Source organism: Blautia sp. HCP3S3_C12, from assembly GCF_052064155.1.
GTDB lineage: Bacteria > Bacillota > Clostridia > Lachnospirales > Lachnospiraceae > Blautia_A.
On the sequence record NZ_JBQHWC010000001.1, the window covers coordinates 106,570 to 124,692 of the forward strand.

30 protein-coding genes are annotated in these 18,123 nt (G+C 42.5%); all 30 read left to right on the forward strand.

What is annotated here, in order from left to right:
- The first annotated feature begins 216 nt into the window (after positions 1-216).
- The 30 genes from ACTNDS_RS00440 to map all read left to right on the forward strand — a co-directional run bounded on the left by ACTNDS_RS00440 (position 217) and on the right by map (position 18,121).
- Positions 217-972: a tRNA threonylcarbamoyladenosine dehydratase gene (locus ACTNDS_RS00440; RefSeq protein WP_441032460.1), complete on the forward strand. Its 756-nt coding sequence runs from the start codon at positions 217-219 to the stop codon at positions 970-972.
- A gap of 5 nt (positions 973-977) precedes the next feature.
- Entirely contained in the window at positions 978-1,889 is a 912-nt protein-coding gene (murB, locus tag ACTNDS_RS00445; RefSeq protein ID WP_186995261.1) for a UDP-N-acetylmuramate dehydrogenase, read from the forward strand.
- A 19-nt stretch (positions 1,890-1,908) separates the two neighbouring features.
- Positions 1,909-2,796 (forward strand): RNase adapter RapZ, encoded by an 888-nt coding sequence (gene rapZ / locus ACTNDS_RS00450; RefSeq protein ID WP_019162505.1) that lies wholly within the window; start codon positions 1,909-1,911, stop codon positions 2,794-2,796.
- 9 nt (positions 2,797-2,805) lie between these two features.
- A complete protein-coding gene (gene whiA, locus ACTNDS_RS00455; protein WP_441032465.1) occupies positions 2,806-3,765 on the forward strand; it encodes a DNA-binding protein WhiA in 960 nt (319 codons plus the stop codon).
- Positions 3,762-4,016, forward strand: coding sequence for an HPr family phosphocarrier protein (locus tag ACTNDS_RS00460; RefSeq protein ID WP_173743547.1), 255 nt, complete (start codon positions 3,762-3,764; stop codon positions 4,014-4,016). The genes whiA and ACTNDS_RS00460 overlap by 4 nt, the downstream gene beginning before the upstream one ends.
- A 92-nt stretch (positions 4,017-4,108) precedes the next feature.
- Complete coding sequence (locus ACTNDS_RS00465; RefSeq protein ID WP_441032468.1) at positions 4,109-5,206, forward strand: hypothetical protein; 1,098 nt, start codon at positions 4,109-4,111, stop codon at positions 5,204-5,206.
- A 393-nt stretch (positions 5,207-5,599) separates the two neighbouring features.
- Positions 5,600-5,917, forward strand: coding sequence for a 30S ribosomal protein S10 (gene rpsJ, locus ACTNDS_RS00470; protein WP_019162501.1), 318 nt, complete (start codon positions 5,600-5,602; stop codon positions 5,915-5,917).
- A 91-nt stretch (positions 5,918-6,008) separates the two neighbouring features.
- Positions 6,009-6,641 (forward strand): 50S ribosomal protein L3, encoded by a 633-nt coding sequence (gene rplC, locus ACTNDS_RS00475; protein ID WP_173743545.1) that lies wholly within the window; start codon positions 6,009-6,011, stop codon positions 6,639-6,641.
- Between the two features lie 21 nt (positions 6,642-6,662).
- Positions 6,663-7,283: a 50S ribosomal protein L4 gene (gene rplD / locus ACTNDS_RS00480; protein ID WP_441032473.1), complete on the forward strand. Its 621-nt coding sequence runs from the start codon at positions 6,663-6,665 to the stop codon at positions 7,281-7,283.
- Positions 7,283-7,582, forward strand: a complete 300-nt coding sequence (rplW, locus tag ACTNDS_RS00485) for a 50S ribosomal protein L23 (RefSeq protein WP_008707251.1) — start codon at positions 7,283-7,285, stop codon at positions 7,580-7,582. Before rplD ends, rplW begins: the two co-directional genes overlap by 1 nt.
- Before the next feature lie 194 nt (positions 7,583-7,776).
- Positions 7,777-8,622, forward strand: a complete 846-nt coding sequence (gene rplB, locus ACTNDS_RS00490) for a 50S ribosomal protein L2 (protein ID WP_173743543.1) — start codon at positions 7,777-7,779, stop codon at positions 8,620-8,622.
- A gap of 15 nt (positions 8,623-8,637) precedes the next feature.
- A complete protein-coding gene (gene rpsS / locus ACTNDS_RS00495; protein ID WP_008707255.1) occupies positions 8,638-8,919 on the forward strand; it encodes a 30S ribosomal protein S19 in 282 nt (93 codons plus the stop codon).
- A gap of 84 nt (positions 8,920-9,003) precedes the next feature.
- Positions 9,004-9,393: a 50S ribosomal protein L22 gene (rplV, locus tag ACTNDS_RS00500; RefSeq protein WP_008707257.1), complete on the forward strand. Its 390-nt coding sequence runs from the start codon at positions 9,004-9,006 to the stop codon at positions 9,391-9,393.
- An 11-nt stretch (positions 9,394-9,404) separates the two neighbouring features.
- The gene (gene rpsC / locus ACTNDS_RS00505; protein WP_008707259.1) at positions 9,405-10,061 is read left to right on the forward strand and encodes a 30S ribosomal protein S3; all 657 of its coding nucleotides are present in this window, start codon (positions 9,405-9,407) and stop codon (positions 10,059-10,061) included.
- Positions 10,061-10,498, forward strand: coding sequence for a 50S ribosomal protein L16 (gene rplP, locus ACTNDS_RS00510; protein ID WP_019162497.1), 438 nt, complete (start codon positions 10,061-10,063; stop codon positions 10,496-10,498). Before rpsC ends, rplP begins: the two co-directional genes overlap by 1 nt.
- On the forward strand, positions 10,488-10,697 hold the full coding sequence (rpmC, locus tag ACTNDS_RS00515; protein WP_019162496.1) for a 50S ribosomal protein L29: 210 nt from the start codon (positions 10,488-10,490) through the stop codon (positions 10,695-10,697). Before rplP ends, rpmC begins: the two co-directional genes overlap by 11 nt.
- Before the next feature lie 15 nt (positions 10,698-10,712).
- Positions 10,713-10,967, forward strand: coding sequence for a 30S ribosomal protein S17 (gene rpsQ / locus ACTNDS_RS00520; RefSeq protein WP_008707264.1), 255 nt, complete (start codon positions 10,713-10,715; stop codon positions 10,965-10,967).
- A gap of 13 nt (positions 10,968-10,980) precedes the next feature.
- Complete coding sequence (rplN, locus tag ACTNDS_RS00525) at positions 10,981-11,349, forward strand: 50S ribosomal protein L14 (RefSeq protein WP_019162495.1); 369 nt, start codon at positions 10,981-10,983, stop codon at positions 11,347-11,349.
- Between the two features lie 11 nt (positions 11,350-11,360).
- The gene (gene rplX, locus ACTNDS_RS00530; RefSeq protein ID WP_008707266.1) at positions 11,361-11,672 is read left to right on the forward strand and encodes a 50S ribosomal protein L24; all 312 of its coding nucleotides are present in this window, start codon (positions 11,361-11,363) and stop codon (positions 11,670-11,672) included.
- Positions 11,673-11,693: 21 nt separating this feature from the next.
- A complete protein-coding gene (gene rplE, locus ACTNDS_RS00535; protein ID WP_008707267.1) occupies positions 11,694-12,233 on the forward strand; it encodes a 50S ribosomal protein L5 in 540 nt (179 codons plus the stop codon).
- Positions 12,234-12,248: 15 nt separating this feature from the next.
- On the forward strand, positions 12,249-12,434 hold the full coding sequence (locus ACTNDS_RS00540; RefSeq protein WP_019162494.1) for a type Z 30S ribosomal protein S14: 186 nt from the start codon (positions 12,249-12,251) through the stop codon (positions 12,432-12,434).
- Between the two features lie 144 nt (positions 12,435-12,578).
- On the forward strand, positions 12,579-12,980 hold the full coding sequence (rpsH, locus tag ACTNDS_RS00545; RefSeq protein WP_019162493.1) for a 30S ribosomal protein S8: 402 nt from the start codon (positions 12,579-12,581) through the stop codon (positions 12,978-12,980).
- An 88-nt stretch (positions 12,981-13,068) separates the two neighbouring features.
- The gene (rplF, locus tag ACTNDS_RS00550; RefSeq protein ID WP_441032487.1) at positions 13,069-13,608 is read left to right on the forward strand and encodes a 50S ribosomal protein L6; all 540 of its coding nucleotides are present in this window, start codon (positions 13,069-13,071) and stop codon (positions 13,606-13,608) included.
- 17 nt (positions 13,609-13,625) lie between these two features.
- The gene (rplR, locus tag ACTNDS_RS00555) at positions 13,626-13,994 is read left to right on the forward strand and encodes a 50S ribosomal protein L18 (protein WP_441032490.1); all 369 of its coding nucleotides are present in this window, start codon (positions 13,626-13,628) and stop codon (positions 13,992-13,994) included.
- An 18-nt stretch (positions 13,995-14,012) separates the two neighbouring features.
- Positions 14,013-14,522 carry a 30S ribosomal protein S5 gene (gene rpsE / locus ACTNDS_RS00560; protein ID WP_019162490.1) on the forward strand — a complete coding sequence of 170 codons (510 nt, stop codon included), beginning with the start codon at positions 14,013-14,015 and terminating at the stop codon, positions 14,520-14,522.
- Between the two features lie 14 nt (positions 14,523-14,536).
- Complete coding sequence (gene rpmD / locus ACTNDS_RS00565; protein WP_019162489.1) at positions 14,537-14,719, forward strand: 50S ribosomal protein L30; 183 nt, start codon at positions 14,537-14,539, stop codon at positions 14,717-14,719.
- A 142-nt stretch (positions 14,720-14,861) separates the two neighbouring features.
- The gene (gene rplO, locus ACTNDS_RS00570) at positions 14,862-15,302 is read left to right on the forward strand and encodes a 50S ribosomal protein L15 (RefSeq protein ID WP_433845303.1); all 441 of its coding nucleotides are present in this window, start codon (positions 14,862-14,864) and stop codon (positions 15,300-15,302) included.
- Positions 15,302-16,618, forward strand: a complete 1,317-nt coding sequence (secY, locus tag ACTNDS_RS00575; RefSeq protein WP_441032495.1) for a preprotein translocase subunit SecY — start codon at positions 15,302-15,304, stop codon at positions 16,616-16,618. Before rplO ends, secY begins: the two co-directional genes overlap by 1 nt.
- A 70-nt stretch (positions 16,619-16,688) precedes the next feature.
- Entirely contained in the window at positions 16,689-17,333 is a 645-nt protein-coding gene (locus ACTNDS_RS00580; RefSeq protein WP_118509294.1) for an adenylate kinase, read from the forward strand.
- A 32-nt stretch (positions 17,334-17,365) separates the two neighbouring features.
- Positions 17,366-18,121: a type I methionyl aminopeptidase gene (map, locus tag ACTNDS_RS00585; RefSeq protein WP_441032499.1), complete on the forward strand. Its 756-nt coding sequence runs from the start codon at positions 17,366-17,368 to the stop codon at positions 18,119-18,121.
- The last annotated feature ends 2 nt before the right edge of the window (positions 18,122-18,123 follow it).

Sequence of the window (18,123 nt, forward strand, 5' to 3'; positions counted from 1 at the left end):
AGAAAATTGCCCCTTCCAAAGATAGCAGCCATTTAGAAATCAGTATGCACAAATGCCGGAAAACTATACATAAATGGAAAATATAGGGGAATGTATGAAAAACTGTACTTTTACAGGGATAGATAGTATAATTAGAAATATCGTTGGTATGGACAGACTGGCTTTTGTCAAAGCTCTGTCTGACTGCGGATGAAGAGAGTTTGAGGAGGTTTATGTATGGCGGAGGCATTTTCAGGGGCAAAGGTTCTGGCCGGAACTGCTGTGGCTGATGTACTGGGGCGGGCCAGGATCGCAGTCTTTGGCCTGGGAGGTGTAGGTTCCTATGTAGCTGAGGCACTGGCCAGATGTGGGGTGGCAAGTCTGACCCTTGTGGATAATGGAAGGGTATCTGTAAATGATATAAACAGAACTTTCTATGCCCTTCATTCTACTGTTGGCGAGAGCAATGTGCAGGTAGCCAAGGCGAGAATCAGAGATATTGATGAGGAAATACTGGTTCATACCTATGAGACCTTTTATAATGAAGAAACAGCGGGAATGTTTGACCTGAGTAATTATGATTATATTGTAGATACCATTGATAGTGCAGCATCCAAGGTGCTGCTGATCGAAAATGCAAGAATAAGCAAAACTCCGGTGATTTCCTGTATGGATGTCTGTGATAAGCTGGATCCGTCCAGACTTGAGGTTATGGATATTTCCAGAACCAGTGTAGGCCCGCTGGCCAGGGTGGTTCGTACCCAGCTTCGAAAAAAAGGAATCCGAAAGGTAAAGGTGCTTTGTTCCAGAGAAAAAAATGACTGGAAAACAGAAAACAGCCAAGAGGGGAACAGCCTTTCCTTTGTAGCGGGGACAGCAGGATTTATGCTGGCAGGAGCAGTGGTGAGAGACCTTCTGGGGAAAGAATGGGACAATCAGCCCAGGGGAAAAAGAATGGGCAGGAAAAATAAAAATAGAAAGTATGAGGAATAGAATCTGTGAATCAGAAAGTAATAGAGAAATTTTGGAATCTGCTGGGAAAGGACAGGGTACTTGTAGATGAGCCTATGAAACGCCATACTACTTTCCGCATCGGAGGTCCGGCGGACTTCTTCTTACTTCCGTCTACAGTAGATGAGGTAAGGGGAATACTGGAAATATGCCGTGAGGAGGAGCTTCCCTATTTTATACTTGGAAATGGAAGTAACCTGCTGGTAAGTGATAAGGGATACAGAGGTGTGATCATACAGCTGTACCGTAATTTCAGCAATATTTCAGTAGAAGGAAATGAAATCTGTGCTTCTTCAGGAGCACTGCTTTCCCAGATCGCGGCAGCCGCAAGGAACGCATCTCTGACAGGATTTGAATTTGCAGGCGGGATTCCGGGAACTCTGGGAGGAGCTGTATTTATGAATGCCGGTGCCTACGGCGGAGAGCTGAAGGATGTGTTGAAGGAAGCAGTTGTTATGACAGAGCAGGGAGAAATCCTGACACTTCCTGTGGAAAAGCTGGACATGGGATACAGAACCAGCAGGATCAAAAAAGCCGGTTATCTGGTTCTGGAGGCAAGACTTGTTCTGGAACAGGGAGATATGGATAAGATCAGAGACATAACAAAGGATCTGACAGAAAAGAGAGTGAGCAAACAGCCGTTGGAATATCCAAGTGCAGGAAGTACCTTCAAAAGACCGGAAGGATATTTTGCAGGGAAGCTGATCATGGATGCAGGCCTGAGAGGTTATCAGGTGGGGGATGCCCAGGTATCAGAGAAGCATTGTGGCTTTGTGATCAATAAAGGAAATGCAACAGCAGCAGATGTACTTACATTGATAGAGAATGTCAGGGAAAAGGTTCAGGAGCAGTTTGGTGTAACACTGGAACCGGAAGTGAAATTCCTTGGAGAATTTTAGACAGAACAGGAGATAAATCATGCGTTTTGTGATCGTGACGGGAGTATCAGGGGCAGGAAAAACAGCAGCATTGAAAATGCTTGAGGATGCAAATTATTTTTGTGTGGATAATCTTCCTATTCCATTGTTGGAGAAATTTGCATCTCTGATGCCGGAAATACATGGAGAGGATGTACAGAATGTGGCACTGGGAATCGATGCCCGCAGTGGCAGATCCCTGGATGAGCTGGAGGCTGTGCTGGATCGGATGAAGAAAGCAGGATATGAGTTTGAGATCCTTTTCCTGGATGCAGAGGATAGTGTGCTGGTGAAGCGCTACAAGGAAACACGCAGAAGCCATCCTCTGGCTATGGGGGGCAGAGTGGATGACGGAATCCGCCTGGAAAGAGAAAAAATGCAGTTCCTCAAAAAAAGGGCAGATTATATTATAGATACCAGCCATTTGCTTACACGGGAGCTGAAGCAGGAAATAGAGAGGATTTTTGTGGCAAATCAGGATTTCTGTAATATGATGGTTTCTGTGCTTTCCTTTGGGTTTAAGTATGGGATACCGGCTGATGCGGATCTGGTGTTTGATGTGCGCTTTCTGCCCAATCCATATTATGTGGATGAACTTCGTCCCATGACAGGAATGGACGATGGAGTGTTCAATTATGTAATGAACTGTGATACTGCCAGGAAGTTTGCAGATAAGCTTGAGGATATGATCAATTTTCTGATCCCCAACTATGTAAAGGAAGGCAAGACCAATCTGGTCATTGCCATTGGATGTACAGGCGGAAAGCACCGTTCTGTGACTTTGGCCAGAGAATTATATTCCAGGCTGTCCGGGAATGAGAGATATGGATTCCGTCTGGAACACAGAGATATAGGTAAGGACAGACTGCTAAAAAAACATGAGAGGTGAGACCGGGAAATGTCTTTTTCAGGGATGGTGAAAGAAGAACTTTCCAGACAGGTGGGAACGGCAAGACACTGTATGATCGCAGAACTGGCTGCTATTCTTTGTTCCTGCGGAAAATTGCAGCATCTGCCTCAGGGGGATAAACTTAAAATCCAGATAGAAAATGAAGCAGTTGCAAGAAAGTGCTTTACATTATTGCAAAAAACATTTAATATAGAGAAAGAAGTATCTGTGCGGGAGAGTAGTCACCTGAAATGGTTCAAGGTATACACAATTGAGATATCCAGACCAGAAGAGATCCAGGCAATTCTTCAGGCGGCAAAGCTGGCCCCGGACAGTAAAGACCATGATTCGCTTTTTCTGCAGGATCTGCTGGTAGTACAGCAGAATTGCTGTAAGAGGGCGTATATCAGGGGGGCTTTTCTTGCATCCGGTTCCATCAGTGATCCGGAGAAAGGGTATCATTTTGAAATTGTATATCCCAATGAGAGAAAAGCCAGAGAACTGCAGACAATTATTCGTAGCTTTTCAGTAGATGCCAAGATCGTGCAGCGTAAGAAATCACATGTGGTCTATGTGAAGGAGGGTGCACAGATTGTAGACATGCTGGCCGTAATGGAAGCGAATGTGGCATTGATGGACCTGGAAAACATCCGCATTCTGAAGGAAATGAGAAATTCCATTAACAGAAAAGTGAACTGTGAAACTGCGAACATTAATAAAACGGTAAATGCGGCTGTCAAGCAGATGGAGGATATCAGACTGATTCAGCAGACAATAGGGTTTGAACAGCTGAATGAGGGACTTGTACAGATCGCGGAGTTGAGGATGCAATATCCGGAAGCTACATTAAAAGAATTAGGGATGATGTTGAATCCGCAGGTGGGCAAATCGGGAGTCAATCACAGGCTCAGAAAGCTGAGTGAGCTGGCTGACGAACTGCGGGAGAAACAAGGAGGAGAAGTATTATGATTAAAAAACCAATCACCATTAACCTGTCAACCGGTCTGGAGGCACGCCCTGTGGCACAGCTGGTACAGGTGGCAAGCCAGTTTAACAGCGAGATATATGTAGAGATTGGAAAGAAAAGGGTAAATGCAAAGAGCATCATGGGTATGATGACTCTGGGACTTGATTCTGGTGAGGAGATAACCCTTTCAGCAAATGGTGAGGATGAAGAGGCTGCTATGAACAGTATTGAGCAGTATCTGAGTAATCAGTAATTATTGATCTGAAAACTGAAAACACATCCGGAAAGGAAGACCGCTTTCTGGATGTGTTTTTGAGAGATTAGAAGAAATGAGGGGCATTACCTATGTCGAAGTTTTTGAAATTTATTGTACATTTTATTGTTATCTGTACTATTATATGCGTTGTCGGCCTGGCTGTTCCGCCTTTTCTGGGAATTACAACAGAGATCCTGGATGACTCCAGCAAGGAAACCAATCTTCCGATGGGATCAGTTACCTATGCAATTCCTGTGAAAACGGAGGAAGCTGCTGTGGGAGATTCCATTCTTTATCAGGGAGACTCCAAGGCTTACAAATATATGATCACCGAGATCGACCAGAAGAATAAGACCTTTCAGGTTATCGATGCTTCCAATTCCAAAGAGAAAGCTCTTACAGTACAGGCGAAGGAGTACTTCCCAAAGGTAGTGATCACTATAGGATATGTAGGATATCTTCTGATCGCCACTGAAAGTATTGAGGGACTTATTATTCTGGGACTGGCTGTACTTTTCCTGATTATCCTCTATATTATAGCAGAGCTGTGGAAGAAAGATCCCCAGGATGATTATGATGAGATGGATACAGAGCCCGGTTATGTGAAAAGTAAGAAAGAACTGAAACGGGAAGAAAAAGCCAGACAACGGAGATATAAAGAAGAAGAAAAACAGATCAGAAAAGAAGAAAAGCAGAACCGAAAGGGAGCAGATGCCCCCAGAAAAAAAATACGTACCGGTGGCTTCGTGGATACGATCTATGAGGATGAACTGGAACCGGACAACGAAAAGCCGGTTACAGTACAGACTGCTACCAGCGAGGCTCATGAGCTGCTGAAAAAGGAAATTGCAGCAGCAACAGCAGATGAGCCGGAGACACAGCAGGAGGAGCCGGAGAAAGAAGTGGTGATTTCTCCTACAGAAAATATTGTGACACATCTAAAGGAAGCGCTGGAAGAAGAAAAACAGGAGCCGGAAGCACCTGTGGATGAGGAAGAAGAAACAGAATCACTTCCTATAAGACGTATGGCAATCCCGGTATGGTCAGCAGCACAGATTGCAGAGAGTGCCAAAAACCAGGGAGATGCCCCTGATATAGTGAAAGATGATATTACAAAGGTTACACTTTTTGATTACTCAGATATTGTAGCCGGTGCCAAACCTGCATCTGCGGAAAAACAGAATTAGGAATGAGTAAATGCGGAATCTGATATAAATTCAGGTTTCGCATTTGTTATTGTGCAAAATGTCTGCATTTTTCGGGTGAATGCCTGATCACAGGGTAGAATAAACAAAAAATAAAAAAGTAAAAAAAATACTTGCAATTTCCCAAAAGGTCGTGTATACTCCTATTTGTTGTGACATTGATAGCAATGAAGCGCGAGGTTGCTGCCAGACAGATGGCAGGTTTTCCGTGGAGCGAATGTCAAGTTTGAAAACTGACGACAAGTCACTGTACAAGTTCAGAAAGACCATCATGGGATGGGCGTGTGTGGAAAAAATTGATGACACACACGGAGATGTGTACAGTCGCCGCTTGTCGTACTGCTTGAAAAGTACGAATAGGAGGAGACTTTTTTTATGGCAAATCAGGTAATGAGAATCACATTAAAGGCATATGATCATCAGTTAGTAGATGCATCTGCTGCAAAAATCATCGAAACTGTTAAAAAGAACGGAGCAATGGTAAGCGGACCGGTTCCACTTCCTACAAAGAAAGAGGTTGTTACAATCTTAAGAGCCGTTCACAAATACAAAGATTCCAGAGAGCAGTTTGAGCAGAGAACACATAAGAGACTGATCGATATTCTTACACCAACCCAGAAGACAGTAGATGCGCTGTCCAGACTGGAAATGCCTGCAGGTGTTCATATTGATATCAAAATGAAGACCAAATAAGCATCTTAAATTATGATAATGCTTTAAGCATTAAGCTATTTACTATATGATTGCCGGTAATCGGTAATCCGCTATAAGGAGGAAGAAAGAAATGAAGAAAGCTATTTTAGCTACTAAAGTCGGAATGACTCAGATCTTCAATGAAGACGGCCAGTTAATTCCGGTAACAGTTTTACAGGCTGGTCCTTGTGTCGTAACTCAGGTTAAGACAGAAGAAAACGACGGATACGCTGCAGTTCAGGTTGGATTCGGCGACATCAGAGAAAGCCTTGTTAACAAACCGGAAAAAGGACACTTTGACAAAGCTGGCGTTGCAGTAAAGAGATTCGTTAAAGAGTTCAGATTTGATAACGCTGCTGAGTATGCAGTAGGACAGGAAATTAAAGCTGATATCTTTGCAGACGGCGATCACATTGATGCAACAGCTGTTTCCAAAGGTAAAGGTTTCCAGGGTGCGATCAAGAGACATGGCCAGTCCAGAGGACCTATGGCTCACGGCTCCAAATATCACCGTCATGCAGGTTCCAATGGTGCTTGTTCTGATCCGAGCAAGGTATTCAAAGGAAAACACATGCCAGGTCATATGGGAAATGTTCAGGTTACTGTACAGAACCTTGAGATCGTACGCGTAGATACAGAGAATAACTTACTGTTAGTTAAGGGTGCTGTTCCAGGACCTAAGAAATCTTTGGTAACAATCAAAGAGACAGTAAAGTCCTTATAATAAGAAAGGAGGAGCACACAAATGGCAAACGTAACTGTTTATAATATGGAAGGCAACGAAGTTGGAACAATGGAACTGAATGATGCAGTGTTTGGCGTAGAAGTCAATGAGCATCTTGTTCACCTTGCTGTTGTTCGTCAGCTTGCAAATAATCGCCAGGGTACTCAGAAAGCTAGAACTCGTTCTGAAGTAAGCGGCGGCGGAAGAAAACCGTGGAGACAGAAAGGAACAGGTCATGCTAGACAGGGTTCCATCCGTGCACCACAGTGGACTGGCGGCGGTGTTGTATTCGCTCCGGTACCAAGAGATTATGAAGTAAAAATGAACAAGAAAGAAAGAAGAGCTGCTTTAAAATCTGCTCTGACTTCTAAAGTTCAGGACAATAAATTAGTAGTTGTTGATGCTCTTACATTAGCAGATGTTAAGACAAAGGAAATGCAGAAGGTTCTTACAAACCTGAAAGCAGAAAAAGCTCTGGTTATCACAGCAACAGATGACAAGAACGTAATCCTTTCTACAAGAAACATCGCTGATGTTCAGACTGCAACTCCAAGTACAATCAACGTATACGATGTTATGAAACACAACACCGTAATCGTAACCAAAGATGCTGTAGCATCCATCGAGGAGGTATATGCATAATGGCTGATATCAAGTACTATGACGTAATCAAGAAACCAGTGATTACAGAAAAATCCATGAATGCAATGGCTGAAAAGAAATACACTTTCTTAGTTCATCCAGAAGCAAATAAATCTCAGATCAAAGAAGCTGTAGAGAAAATGTTCGAAGGAACAAAAGTAAAGAGCGTTAACACCATGAATATGGATGGAAAGAAAAAACGCCGTGGTATGACAGTTGGAACAACTGCTAAAACCAAAAAAGCTATCGTAGCTCTGACAGAAGACAGCAAAGATATTGAAATCTTCGAAGGACTTTAATTGATGGCTTCAGCGGTACGGGTGCCACTTCGGAAGCTTTGCTTCCTCAGCCGCGTTACACGCTTATGAGTCTTCACAAGAATCCGACCTTACATGCGAGCATGACGGTCTGCTTCTTATGAATCCCCGGCACTCTGATTATCGCGAGTATACGCATTCAAAAGCGTGAGGACAAATTTGAAAGGAGAACAAAAATGGGAATCAAAAGTTATAACCCATATACACCGTCTAGAAGACATATGACTGGTTCCGATTTCTCAGAGATCACAAAATCTACACCAGAGAAATCTCTTACCGTGTCTTTAAAGAAAAACGCTGGACGTAACAACCAGGGTAAAATCACAGTTAGACACCGCGGAGGCGGAAGCAGAAGAAAATACAGAATCATCGACTTCAAGAGAAGAAAAGATGGAATCGCTGCAACAGTAGTTTCCATCGAGTATGATCCAAACAGAACAGCAAACATCGCTCTTATCTGCTATGCAGATGGCGAGAAAGCATATATCCTTGCACCGGAAGGCTTAAAAGTAGGCCAGAAAGTCATGAACGGAGCAGAAGCAGAAGTTCGTGTTGGTAACTGCTTACCATTAGAGCTTATCCCGGTTGGTACTATGGTACACAACATTGAGCTTCATCCTGGAAAGGGCGGACAGATGGTTCGTTCTGCTGGAAACGGCGCTCAGTTAATGGCTAAAGAAGGCAAATACGCAACACTGCGTCTGCCATCTGGTGAAATGAGAATGGTTCCGATCGTATGCCGCGCATCTGTTGGTGTTGTCGGAAACGGAGATCACAACCTGATTAACATCGGTAAAGCCGGACGTAAACGTAACATGGGTATCAGACCTACTGTTCGTGGTTCCGTAATGAACCCGAATGACCATCCACATGGTGGTGGTGAAGGAAAGACCGGTATCGGTCGCCCAGGTCCATGCACTCCATGGGGAAAACCTGCTCTTGGTCTGAAGACAAGAAAGAAAAACAAACCGTCCAACAAGCTCATCGTAAGAAGACGCGATGGAAAAGCTTTATCGAAATAATAAGGAGGATTAAGCATGTCTCGTTCACTGAAAAAAGGACCTTTTGCAGATGCAAGCTTACTGAAAAAAGTAGATGCGTTAAACGCTGCAAATGATAAATCCGTTATCAAAACCTGGTCACGCCGTTCTACAATCTTCCCGTCCTTCGTAGGACACACAATCGCTGTCCATGACGGAAGAAAACACGTGCCGGTATATGTAACAGAGGATATGGTTGGCCACAAACTTGGTGAGTTCGTTGCAACCAGAACCTACAGAGGACACGGAAAAGACGAAAAGAAATCCGGTGTTCGCTAGTATTTGACTTTATATTCTGTCTGCTGCAATGCAGCAGGCAGGTTAACCTGATATTGAGAGAAAATGGAAAGGAGGCACTTTAAAATGGCAAAGGGACATAGAAGCCAGATAAAAAGAGCCAGAAATGAGAGTAATAGAGAGACAAGACCGTCTGCAAAATTATCTTACGCAAGAATTTCTGTTCAGAAAGCCTGCTACGTGTTAGATGTAATCCGCGGTAAAGATGTGCAGACAGCACTTGGTATCTTAACATACAACCCAAGATACGCTTCCAGCGTGATCAAGAAACTTCTTGAGTCAGCAATTGCAAATGCTGAAAACAACAACGGAATGAATGCAGACAACCTCTACGTTGCAGCCTGCTATGCAGATAAAGGACCTACAATGAAGAGAATTCAGCCAAGAGCACAGGGTAGAGCTTACAGAATCGAGAAGAGAACAAGCCATATCACCATCGTGCTGGATGAAAGATAAGGAGGAAAAGCATGGGACAGAAAGTTAACCCACATGGCCTTAGAGTCGGTGTTATCAAGGATTGGGATTCAAGATGGTATGCTGATGCAGACTTCGCTGATTACCTGGTAGAAGACTACAACATCAGAACATTCCTTAAAAAGAAATTATACAGCGCAGGTGTTTCCAAGATTGAAATCGAAAGAGCATCTGACAGAGTTAAGATCATCATCTACACAGCTAAACCTGGTATCGTAATCGGTAAGGGCGGAGCTGAGATCGAAAAAGTAAAAGCTGAATTAAAGAAATTCACAGACAAAAAACTTATCGTAGATATCAAAGAAGTAAAGAGACCAGACAAGGATGCTCAGTTAGTAGCAGAGAATATCGCACTGCAGCTTGAGAACCGTATCTCTTTCAGACGTGCTATGAAATCTACAATGCAGAGAACAATGAAGGCTGGAGCTAAAGGTATCAAAACATCCGTATCCGGACGTCTTGGTGGAGCTGATATGGCTCGTACAGAGTTCTACAGCGAAGGAACTATTCCGCTTCAGACACTTCGTGCAGATATTGACTATGGATTCGCAGAAGCAGACACAACATACGGCAAAGTTGGCGTAAAAGCTTGGGTCTACAATGGCGAAGTACTTCCAACAAAAGGAACTAAGGAAGGGAGCGATAAATAATGTTAATGCCAAAAAGAGTAAAACGTCGTAAACAATTCCGTGGCTCCATGAGAGGAAAAGCCCTTAGAGGTAATAAGATCAATTATGGTGAATTCGGACTTGTTGCAACCGAACCGTGTTGGATCCGTTCCAACCAGATCGAGGCAGCCCGTGTTGCTATGACCCGTTATATCAAACGTGGTGGTCAGGTTTGGATTAAGATTTTCCCAGATAAACCAGTAACAGCGAAACCAGCAGAAACACGAATGGGTTCCGGAAAAGGTACTCTTGAATACTGGGTAGCAGTTGTTAAGCCAGGACGTGTAATGTTCGAAATCGCAGGCGTTTCTGAAGAAATCGCTCGTGAAGCATTACGTCTTGCTATGCACAAGTTACCATGTAAATGCAAAATCGTTTCTCGTGCAGACTTAGAAGGCGGTGATAACAGTGAAAATTAATAAATTCGTGGAAGATTTAAAGGCAAAATCAGCTGCAGAATTGAATGAAGAATTAGTAGCTGCTAAAAAAGAACTTTTCAATCTGAGATTTCAGAATGCAACTAACCAATTAGACAATACAAGCCGTATCAAAGAGGTTCGCAAGAACATTGCAAGAATCCAGACAGTGATCACTGAGCAGGCTAACGCTTCCAAATAATAGGAGGAAACTATCGTGGAAAGAAATCTGAGAAAAACCCGCGTGGGTAAGGTTGTCAGCAATAAGATGGACAAGACCATTGTTGTTGCTATTGAAGACCATGTAAAACATCCTCTTTACAAAAAAATCGTGAAGAGAACATATAAATTAAAAGCTCATGACGAAAATAATGAGTGTAATATCGGTGATACCGTAAAAGTTATGGAAACCAGACCGTTATCCAAGGATAAGAGATGGAGACTGGTTGAGATCGTAGAGAAAGTTAAATAAGGAGGATACCAGTATGATTCAGCAGGAAACAAGACTGAAGGTTGCCGACAACACTGGTGCAAAAGAAATCCTTTGTATTCGTGTTATGGGCGGCTCTACAAGAAGATATGCAAACATTGGCGATACAATCGTTGCTACTGTTAAAGATGCAACACCAGGCGGCGTTGTTAAAAAAGGTGACGTTGTAAAAGCTGTTGTAGTTAGAACTAAAAAAGGCGCTCGTCGTAAAGACGGATCTTACATCCGTTTCGATGAAAATGCTGCCGTAATCATTAAAGACGACTTAACTCCGAGAGGAACACGTATCTTTGGACCAGTTGCCAGAGAACTTCGTGAGAAGAAATTCATGAAGATCGTTTCCTTAGCTCCGGAAGTATTATAGGAGGGTGCCTAATGTCAGCTATGAAAATTAAAAAAGGTGATACTGTAAAGGTTATCGCTGGTAAAGATAATGGCAAAGAGGGTAAAGTCCTTGCAGTTAACGCAAAAGACAATACCGTAGTTGTTGAGAACATCAACAAGGTTACAAAACACAGCAAACCATCTGCTGCAAACCAGCAGGGTGGAATCATCACAAAAGAAGCTCCTCTTCATATCTCCAACGTTATGTTAGTTGTTGATGGACAGGCTACAAGAGTAGGCTTCCAGATGGACGGAGATAAAAAAGTCCGTGTTGCTAAAAAGACCGGTAAGGTTATCGACTAATTAAGAGAGGAGGCATGACAAGTGAGTAGATTAAAAGAAATGTACAAAAATGAGATCATGGATGCCATGACCAAAAAATTTGGATACAAAAATGTTATGGAAGTGCCAAAACTCGATAAGATCGTAATCAATATGGGTGTTGGTGAAGCCAAAGAAAACGCTAAGCTTCTGGATGCTGCAATCGCAGATATGGAGCTGATCACAGGACAGAAAGCAATCGCTACAAAGGCTAAAAAATCTGTCGCTAACTTTAAAATCAGAGAGGGTATGCCGATCGGATGTAAAGTTACATTAAGAGGAGAAAAGATGTATGAGTTCGCTGATCGTCTGATCAACCTTGCACTTCCTCGTGTACGTGACTTCCGTGGTGTTAACCCGAACGCATTCGATGGCCGTGGAAACTATGCTCTGGGTATCAAAGAGCAGCTGATCTTCCCGGAAGTTGAATATGATAAAGTTGACAAAGTAAGAGGTATGGATATCATCTTCGTTACTACAGCAAAGACTGATGAAGAAGCTCGTGAATTACTGACATTATTCAATATGCCGTTTGCAAAATAATAGGAGGAACGATTCATGGCTAAAACAGCAATGAAAATCAAACAGCAGCGCAAAGCTAAATTCTCCACAAGAGAATATACACGTTGCAACATTTGTGGACGTCCACATTCTGTTTTAAGAAAATACGGAATCTGCAGAATCTGCTTCCGTGAATTAGCTTACAAAGGACAGATCCCGGGCGTTAAGAAGGCTTCCTGGTAGGAACCGGATTTCAATATTAATAAACGATCGGCTGATTTATCAGTCCGGTCATGTGTCCAAGCGAGATTTATGATAAAACAGGTAACAATGTAAACAATAAATATAGATGCACATGTAAAGTCTGAATTATAGGAGGAAACTAACATGACAATGAGCGATCCAATCGCAGATATGCTTACAAGAATCCGTAACGCAAATACTGCAAAACACGACACAGTAGATGTTCCGGCATCCAAAATGAAAATTGCAATTGCTAACATCCTTGTTGATGAAGGATATATTGCAAAATATGATTTAGTTGAAGACGGAGTTGTTAAAACTCTTCATATCACACTGAAATACGGTGAAGACAAAAACGAAAAAATCATCACTGGTTTAAAGAGAATCTCCAAACCTGGTCTTCGTATCTACGCAGGCAAGGATCAGCTTCCAAAAGTTCTTGGTGGACTTGGAATCGCAATCCTTTCTACAAACAAAGGTGTTATTACTGACAAAGAAGCTCGCAAACTTCAGGTTGGCGGCGAAGTATTAGCATTCGTTTGGTAATTTGAACCAAGATTTTTTATAGAGAACAAACTGAAAACAGAGAGGATGAAACATCCTCTCCGATAATCTAAGTAAGGAGGACAAACATATGTCACGAATTGGTAGACTTCCGGTTGCTATTCCTGCAGGCGTAGAAGTAAAAGTCGCTGAAGGCAACGTAGTAACTGTAAAAGGACCAAAAGGAACACTCGAAAGAACACTTCCTACAGAAATGGAAATCAAAGTTGAAGATGGTCATGTAGTAGTATCCAGACCAAACGACTTAAAGAAAATGAAATCTCTTCACGGTTTAACAAGAAGCTTGATCCACAACATGGTTGTTGGTGTAAGCGAAGGCTATACAAAAGAGCTTGAAGTTAACGGTGTAGGTTATAAAGCAGCAAAACAGGGCAAAAAGCTTGTGCTTAGCCTTGGATATTCTCATCCGGTAGAAATGGAAGATCCAGACGGAATCGAAACCAAAGTTGATGGTAACAAGATTATCGTATCCGGTATCAGTAAAGAAAAAGTCGGCCAGTTTGCAGCTGAGATCAGAGACAAGAGAAGACCTGAGCCATACAAGGGCAAAGGTATCAAGTATGCTGATGAAGTTATCAGACGTAAAGTTGGTAAGACTGGTAAGAAATAATTCAGGAGGGTGAGAAAATGGTAAATAAAGCATCTAGAGCGAAAATTCGTGAGAATAAGCATAGAAGATTACGTCATCATTTAAACGGAACTGCAACAATACCTCGTTTAGCAGTATTTCGTTCCAACAAGCATATGTATGCTCAGATCATTGATGACACTGTAGGAAAAACTTTAGTATCTGCTTCTACTCTTCAGAAAGAAGTAAGAGCTGAGTTAGAGAATACTGATGATGTAGCAGCAGCTGCACATTTAGGAACCGTTATTGGTAAGAAAGCTGTTGAAGCTGGTATCGAAAGCGTTGTTTTCGACAGAGGAGGCTACATGTACCACGGTAAAGTTAAAGCACTGGCAGACGCAGCAAGAGAAGCTGGGCTGAAATTCTAATAAGGAGGAGCGAAACACATGAAACGTAATCTTATTGATGCTAGTCAGTTAGAATTAGAAGATAAAGTAGTATCAATCAAGCGTGTTACCAAGGTTGTTAAAGGTGGTCGTAACTTCCGTTTCACAGCTTTAGTTGTTGTAGGTGACGGCAACGGACACGTTGGTGCAGGTTTAGGTAAAGCAGCCGAAATTCCTGAAGCAATCCGCAAAGGAAAAGAGGATGCTATGAAAAAATTAGTTACAGTAGCAAGAGACGAAAACAACTCTATTACACATGACTTCGTTGGAAAATACGGAAGCGCTGAAATGCTTCTGAAGAGAGCTCCGGAAGGTACTGGAGTTATCGCCGGCGGTCCTGCCCGTGCGGTAATCGAGTTAGCTGGTATCAAAAACATCCGTACAAAATGTATGGGATCCAGAAACAAACAGAACGTTGTTCTTGCAACAATTGAAGGCTTAAGACAGTTAAAAACTCCAGAAGAAGTTGCTAAACTTCGTGGAAAATCTGTTGATGAGATTCTGGCTTAAGGAGGAATACAAAAATGGCAGATACATTAAAAGTTACATTAGTAAAATCTCCTATTGGTGCAGTTCCGAAGCATAAAAAAACTGTTGTAGCTATGGGTCTTACAAAAATGCACAAAACAGTTGAAATGCCAGATAATGCTGCAACCAGAGGAATGATTCAGCAGGTACAGCACCTGGTAAAGGTTGAAGAAGCTTAATTGCGATTTAACCAGAGAGAACTCTGATATGGATCTGATTTAAGCCTGTTATTCACAAGAGTAGCGGGAACATACAGAAACATATTCAGAAAAGATACGATCTGAACTTATAGATTTGAAATAATAATAAGGAGGTGCCAACATGGAATTATCAAACTTAAGACCAGCAGAAGGTTCTAAGCACAGCGATAACTTCAGAAGAGGCCGTGGACATGGTTCTGGAAACGGCAAGACAGCCGGTAAAGGACACAAAGGACAGTTAGCTCGTTCCGGTCACAAGAAACCGGGATTTGAAGGTGGACAGATGCCTTTATACAGACGTCTGCCTAAGAGAGGATTCAAAAACAGAAATACAAAAGAGATCATTGCAATCAACGTTGACGTACTGAACCGTTTTGAAGATGGTGCAGAAGTTACAGTAGAAAGCTTACTTGCAAACGGTGCAATCTCCAAGATCGCTGATGGCGTTAAAATTCTTGGAAACGGTGAGCTGACAAAGAAACTTAATGTCAAGGTTAACGCTGTCAGCGAGACTGCAAAATCAAAAATTGAAGCTGCTGGTGGTACAGTAGAGGTGATCTAATGTTTGAAACTCTTAAAAATGTTTTTAGAGTGAAAGAAATGAGACGTAAACTGCTGTATCTGATATGGATGATATTTATCATCCGTATCGGCTGCCAGATCCCGGTTCCGGGTGTTGACAGTGATTTCTTCAAACAGTGGTTCAGCAGCAATACCGGAGATGCATTTAACTTCTTTGATGCATTTACCGGTGGCTCATTTGAGCGAATGTCAATTTTCGCATTGAACATCACACCATACATTACGTCTTCCATTATCATTCAGCTTCTTACCATTGCCATTCCGTCACTGGAAGAAATGCAGCGTGATGGTGAAGAGGGAAGAAAAAAGATGACCGCGATCACACGTTATGTGACAGTCGGTCTTGCATTGTTTGAATCTGTTGCGATGGCAATTGGTTTTGGCCGCCAGGGCATGATCCCGAACATGAATTTCTTTAAAGGTGTGGTAGTAGTAGCCTGCCTTACAGCCGGTTCAGCTATGCTGATGTGGCTGGGTGAGCGTATTACAGAAAAAGGTGTTGGAAATGGTATTTCCATCGTACTTACTATTAATATCATCTCCAGAGTGCCAAGCGACTTAGCTTTGTTATATGAGAACTTTATTAAAGGAAAGACCATTGCAAAAGGTACTCTTGCAGGAATCATTATTGCAGCTGTTATCCTTGTAGTAGTAGTTCTGGTACTTATCCTTAACGGAGCAGAGAGAAGAATCCCTGTACAGTATTCCAAGAAAATGGTGGGAAGAAAAATGATGGGCGGTCAGTCCACCAATATCCCTCTGAAGGTAAATACTGCAGGTGTTATTCCTGTCATTTTTGCATCATCCCTGATGTCTTTCCCAACTGTTATTGCACAGCTGACCGGTAAAGGCAACGGAACAGGAATCGGAAGTGAGATCCTGAGAGGTCTTTCTTCTAATAACTGGTGTAATCCTTCTCAGCTTCAGTATAGTTGGGGACTGGTTCTTTACATCGTGCTTTGCGTTTTCTTTGCATATTTCTATACTTCCATCACATTCAATCCGCTGGAGGTAGCAGACAATATCAAAAAGCAGGGTGGTTTTATCCCAGGCATCCGTCCTGGAAAACCTACGTCAGATTATTTGACTAATATCTTAAATTATATTATATTTATAGGTGCAGTAGGTCTTATTATTGTGTGCGTAATCCCATTTATCTTTAATGGTGTATTTGGAGCAAATGTTTCCTTTGGTGGTACATCTATCATCATTATCGTAGGAGTTATCCTTGAGACAGTGAAACAGATTGAATCTCAGCTTCTCGTGCGTAATTACAAAGGCTTCCTGAACAATTAAAAATGAGAGGTTGTGGTGCATTGCATCACAGCCTTGATTTGCTAAAAAAGAAAACGGAGGGTATTATCTTATGAAAATCATTATGTTAGGTGCACCGGGAGCAGGAAAAGGAACTCAGGCGAAGAAAATTGCTGCGAAATATCAGATTCCGCACATTTCTACCGGAGATATTTTCCGCGCAAACATCAAAAATGGAACAGAACTGGGTAAAAAAGCAAAAACTTATATGGATCAGGGACTTCTTGTACCTGATGAACTGACCTGTGATCTGGTTGTGGATAGAATAAAACAGCCGGATGCAGCAAATGGCTATGTATTGGATGGTTTTCCAAGAACAATTCCTCAGGCAGAGTGTTTAACAGAAGCTCTGAACAAACTGGGAAGTAAAGTTGACTATGCAATCGATGTGGATGTTCCGGATTCCAATATTGTAAATCGTATGTCCGGAAGACGTGCCTGCCTGAAATGTGGTGCTACTTATCATGTAGTACATGCAGCACCGAAGGTTGAGGGCGTTTGTGATACCTGTGGAGAGAAACTGGTGCTTCGCGATGATGACCAGCCTGAAACAGTTCAGAAACGTCTTAATGTATACCATGAGCAGACACAGCCGCTGATCGATTATTATACTAAAGAGGGAATTTTAAAATCAGTAGATGGCACAAAGGATCTGGAAGAGGTATTTGCAGATATTGTTGCCATCCTGGGAGAGTAATCGGGTGTTTTCAAACACCATCTGGAGGTAAAATGTCGGTTTCTATCAAGACAGAACATGAAATTGAACTTATGAGAGAGGCAGGACATCTGCTTGAGGAAGTGCATGATGGACTGATCCCGTACATTAAACCGGGAGTGAGCACCAAGGAGATTGACCGTATCGGAGAACAGATGATACGTGATATGGGCTGTATCCCGAATTTTCTGAACTACGGAGGATTTCCCGGATCATTCTGTATCAGTCTGAATGATGAGGTAGTTCATGGAATCCCGTCTGAAGAGAAAATCATTCAGGAGGGAGACCTTGTAAAGATTGATGCCGGTCTTATTTATAAGGGGTATCATTCTGATGCAGCGAGGACTTATGCTGTCGGTGAGGTTTCACCGGAGGCACGTAAGCTGATGGATGTGACCAGAGAGTGTTTCTTTGAAGGACTTAAGGCCGCACGTGCAGGAAATCATCTGAATGATATTTCCAAAGCGATCGGTGCTCACGCTGCCAAATATCATTACGGAATTGTCCGTGACCTGGTTGGACATGGAATCGGCACTCACCTTCATGAGGATCCGCAGATCCCTAATTTTCCACAGAAGAGAAGAGGAGTTCGTCTGATGCCGGGTATGACACTTGCTGTAGAGCCTATGATCAATCTGGGACGAGCAGATGTGGCATGGCTGGATGATGAGTGGACAGTTGTAACTATGGATGGTTCTCTTTCTGCTCACTATGAGAATACGATTCTTATTACAGACGGAGATCCGGAGATTCTGACTCTTACGAAATAATT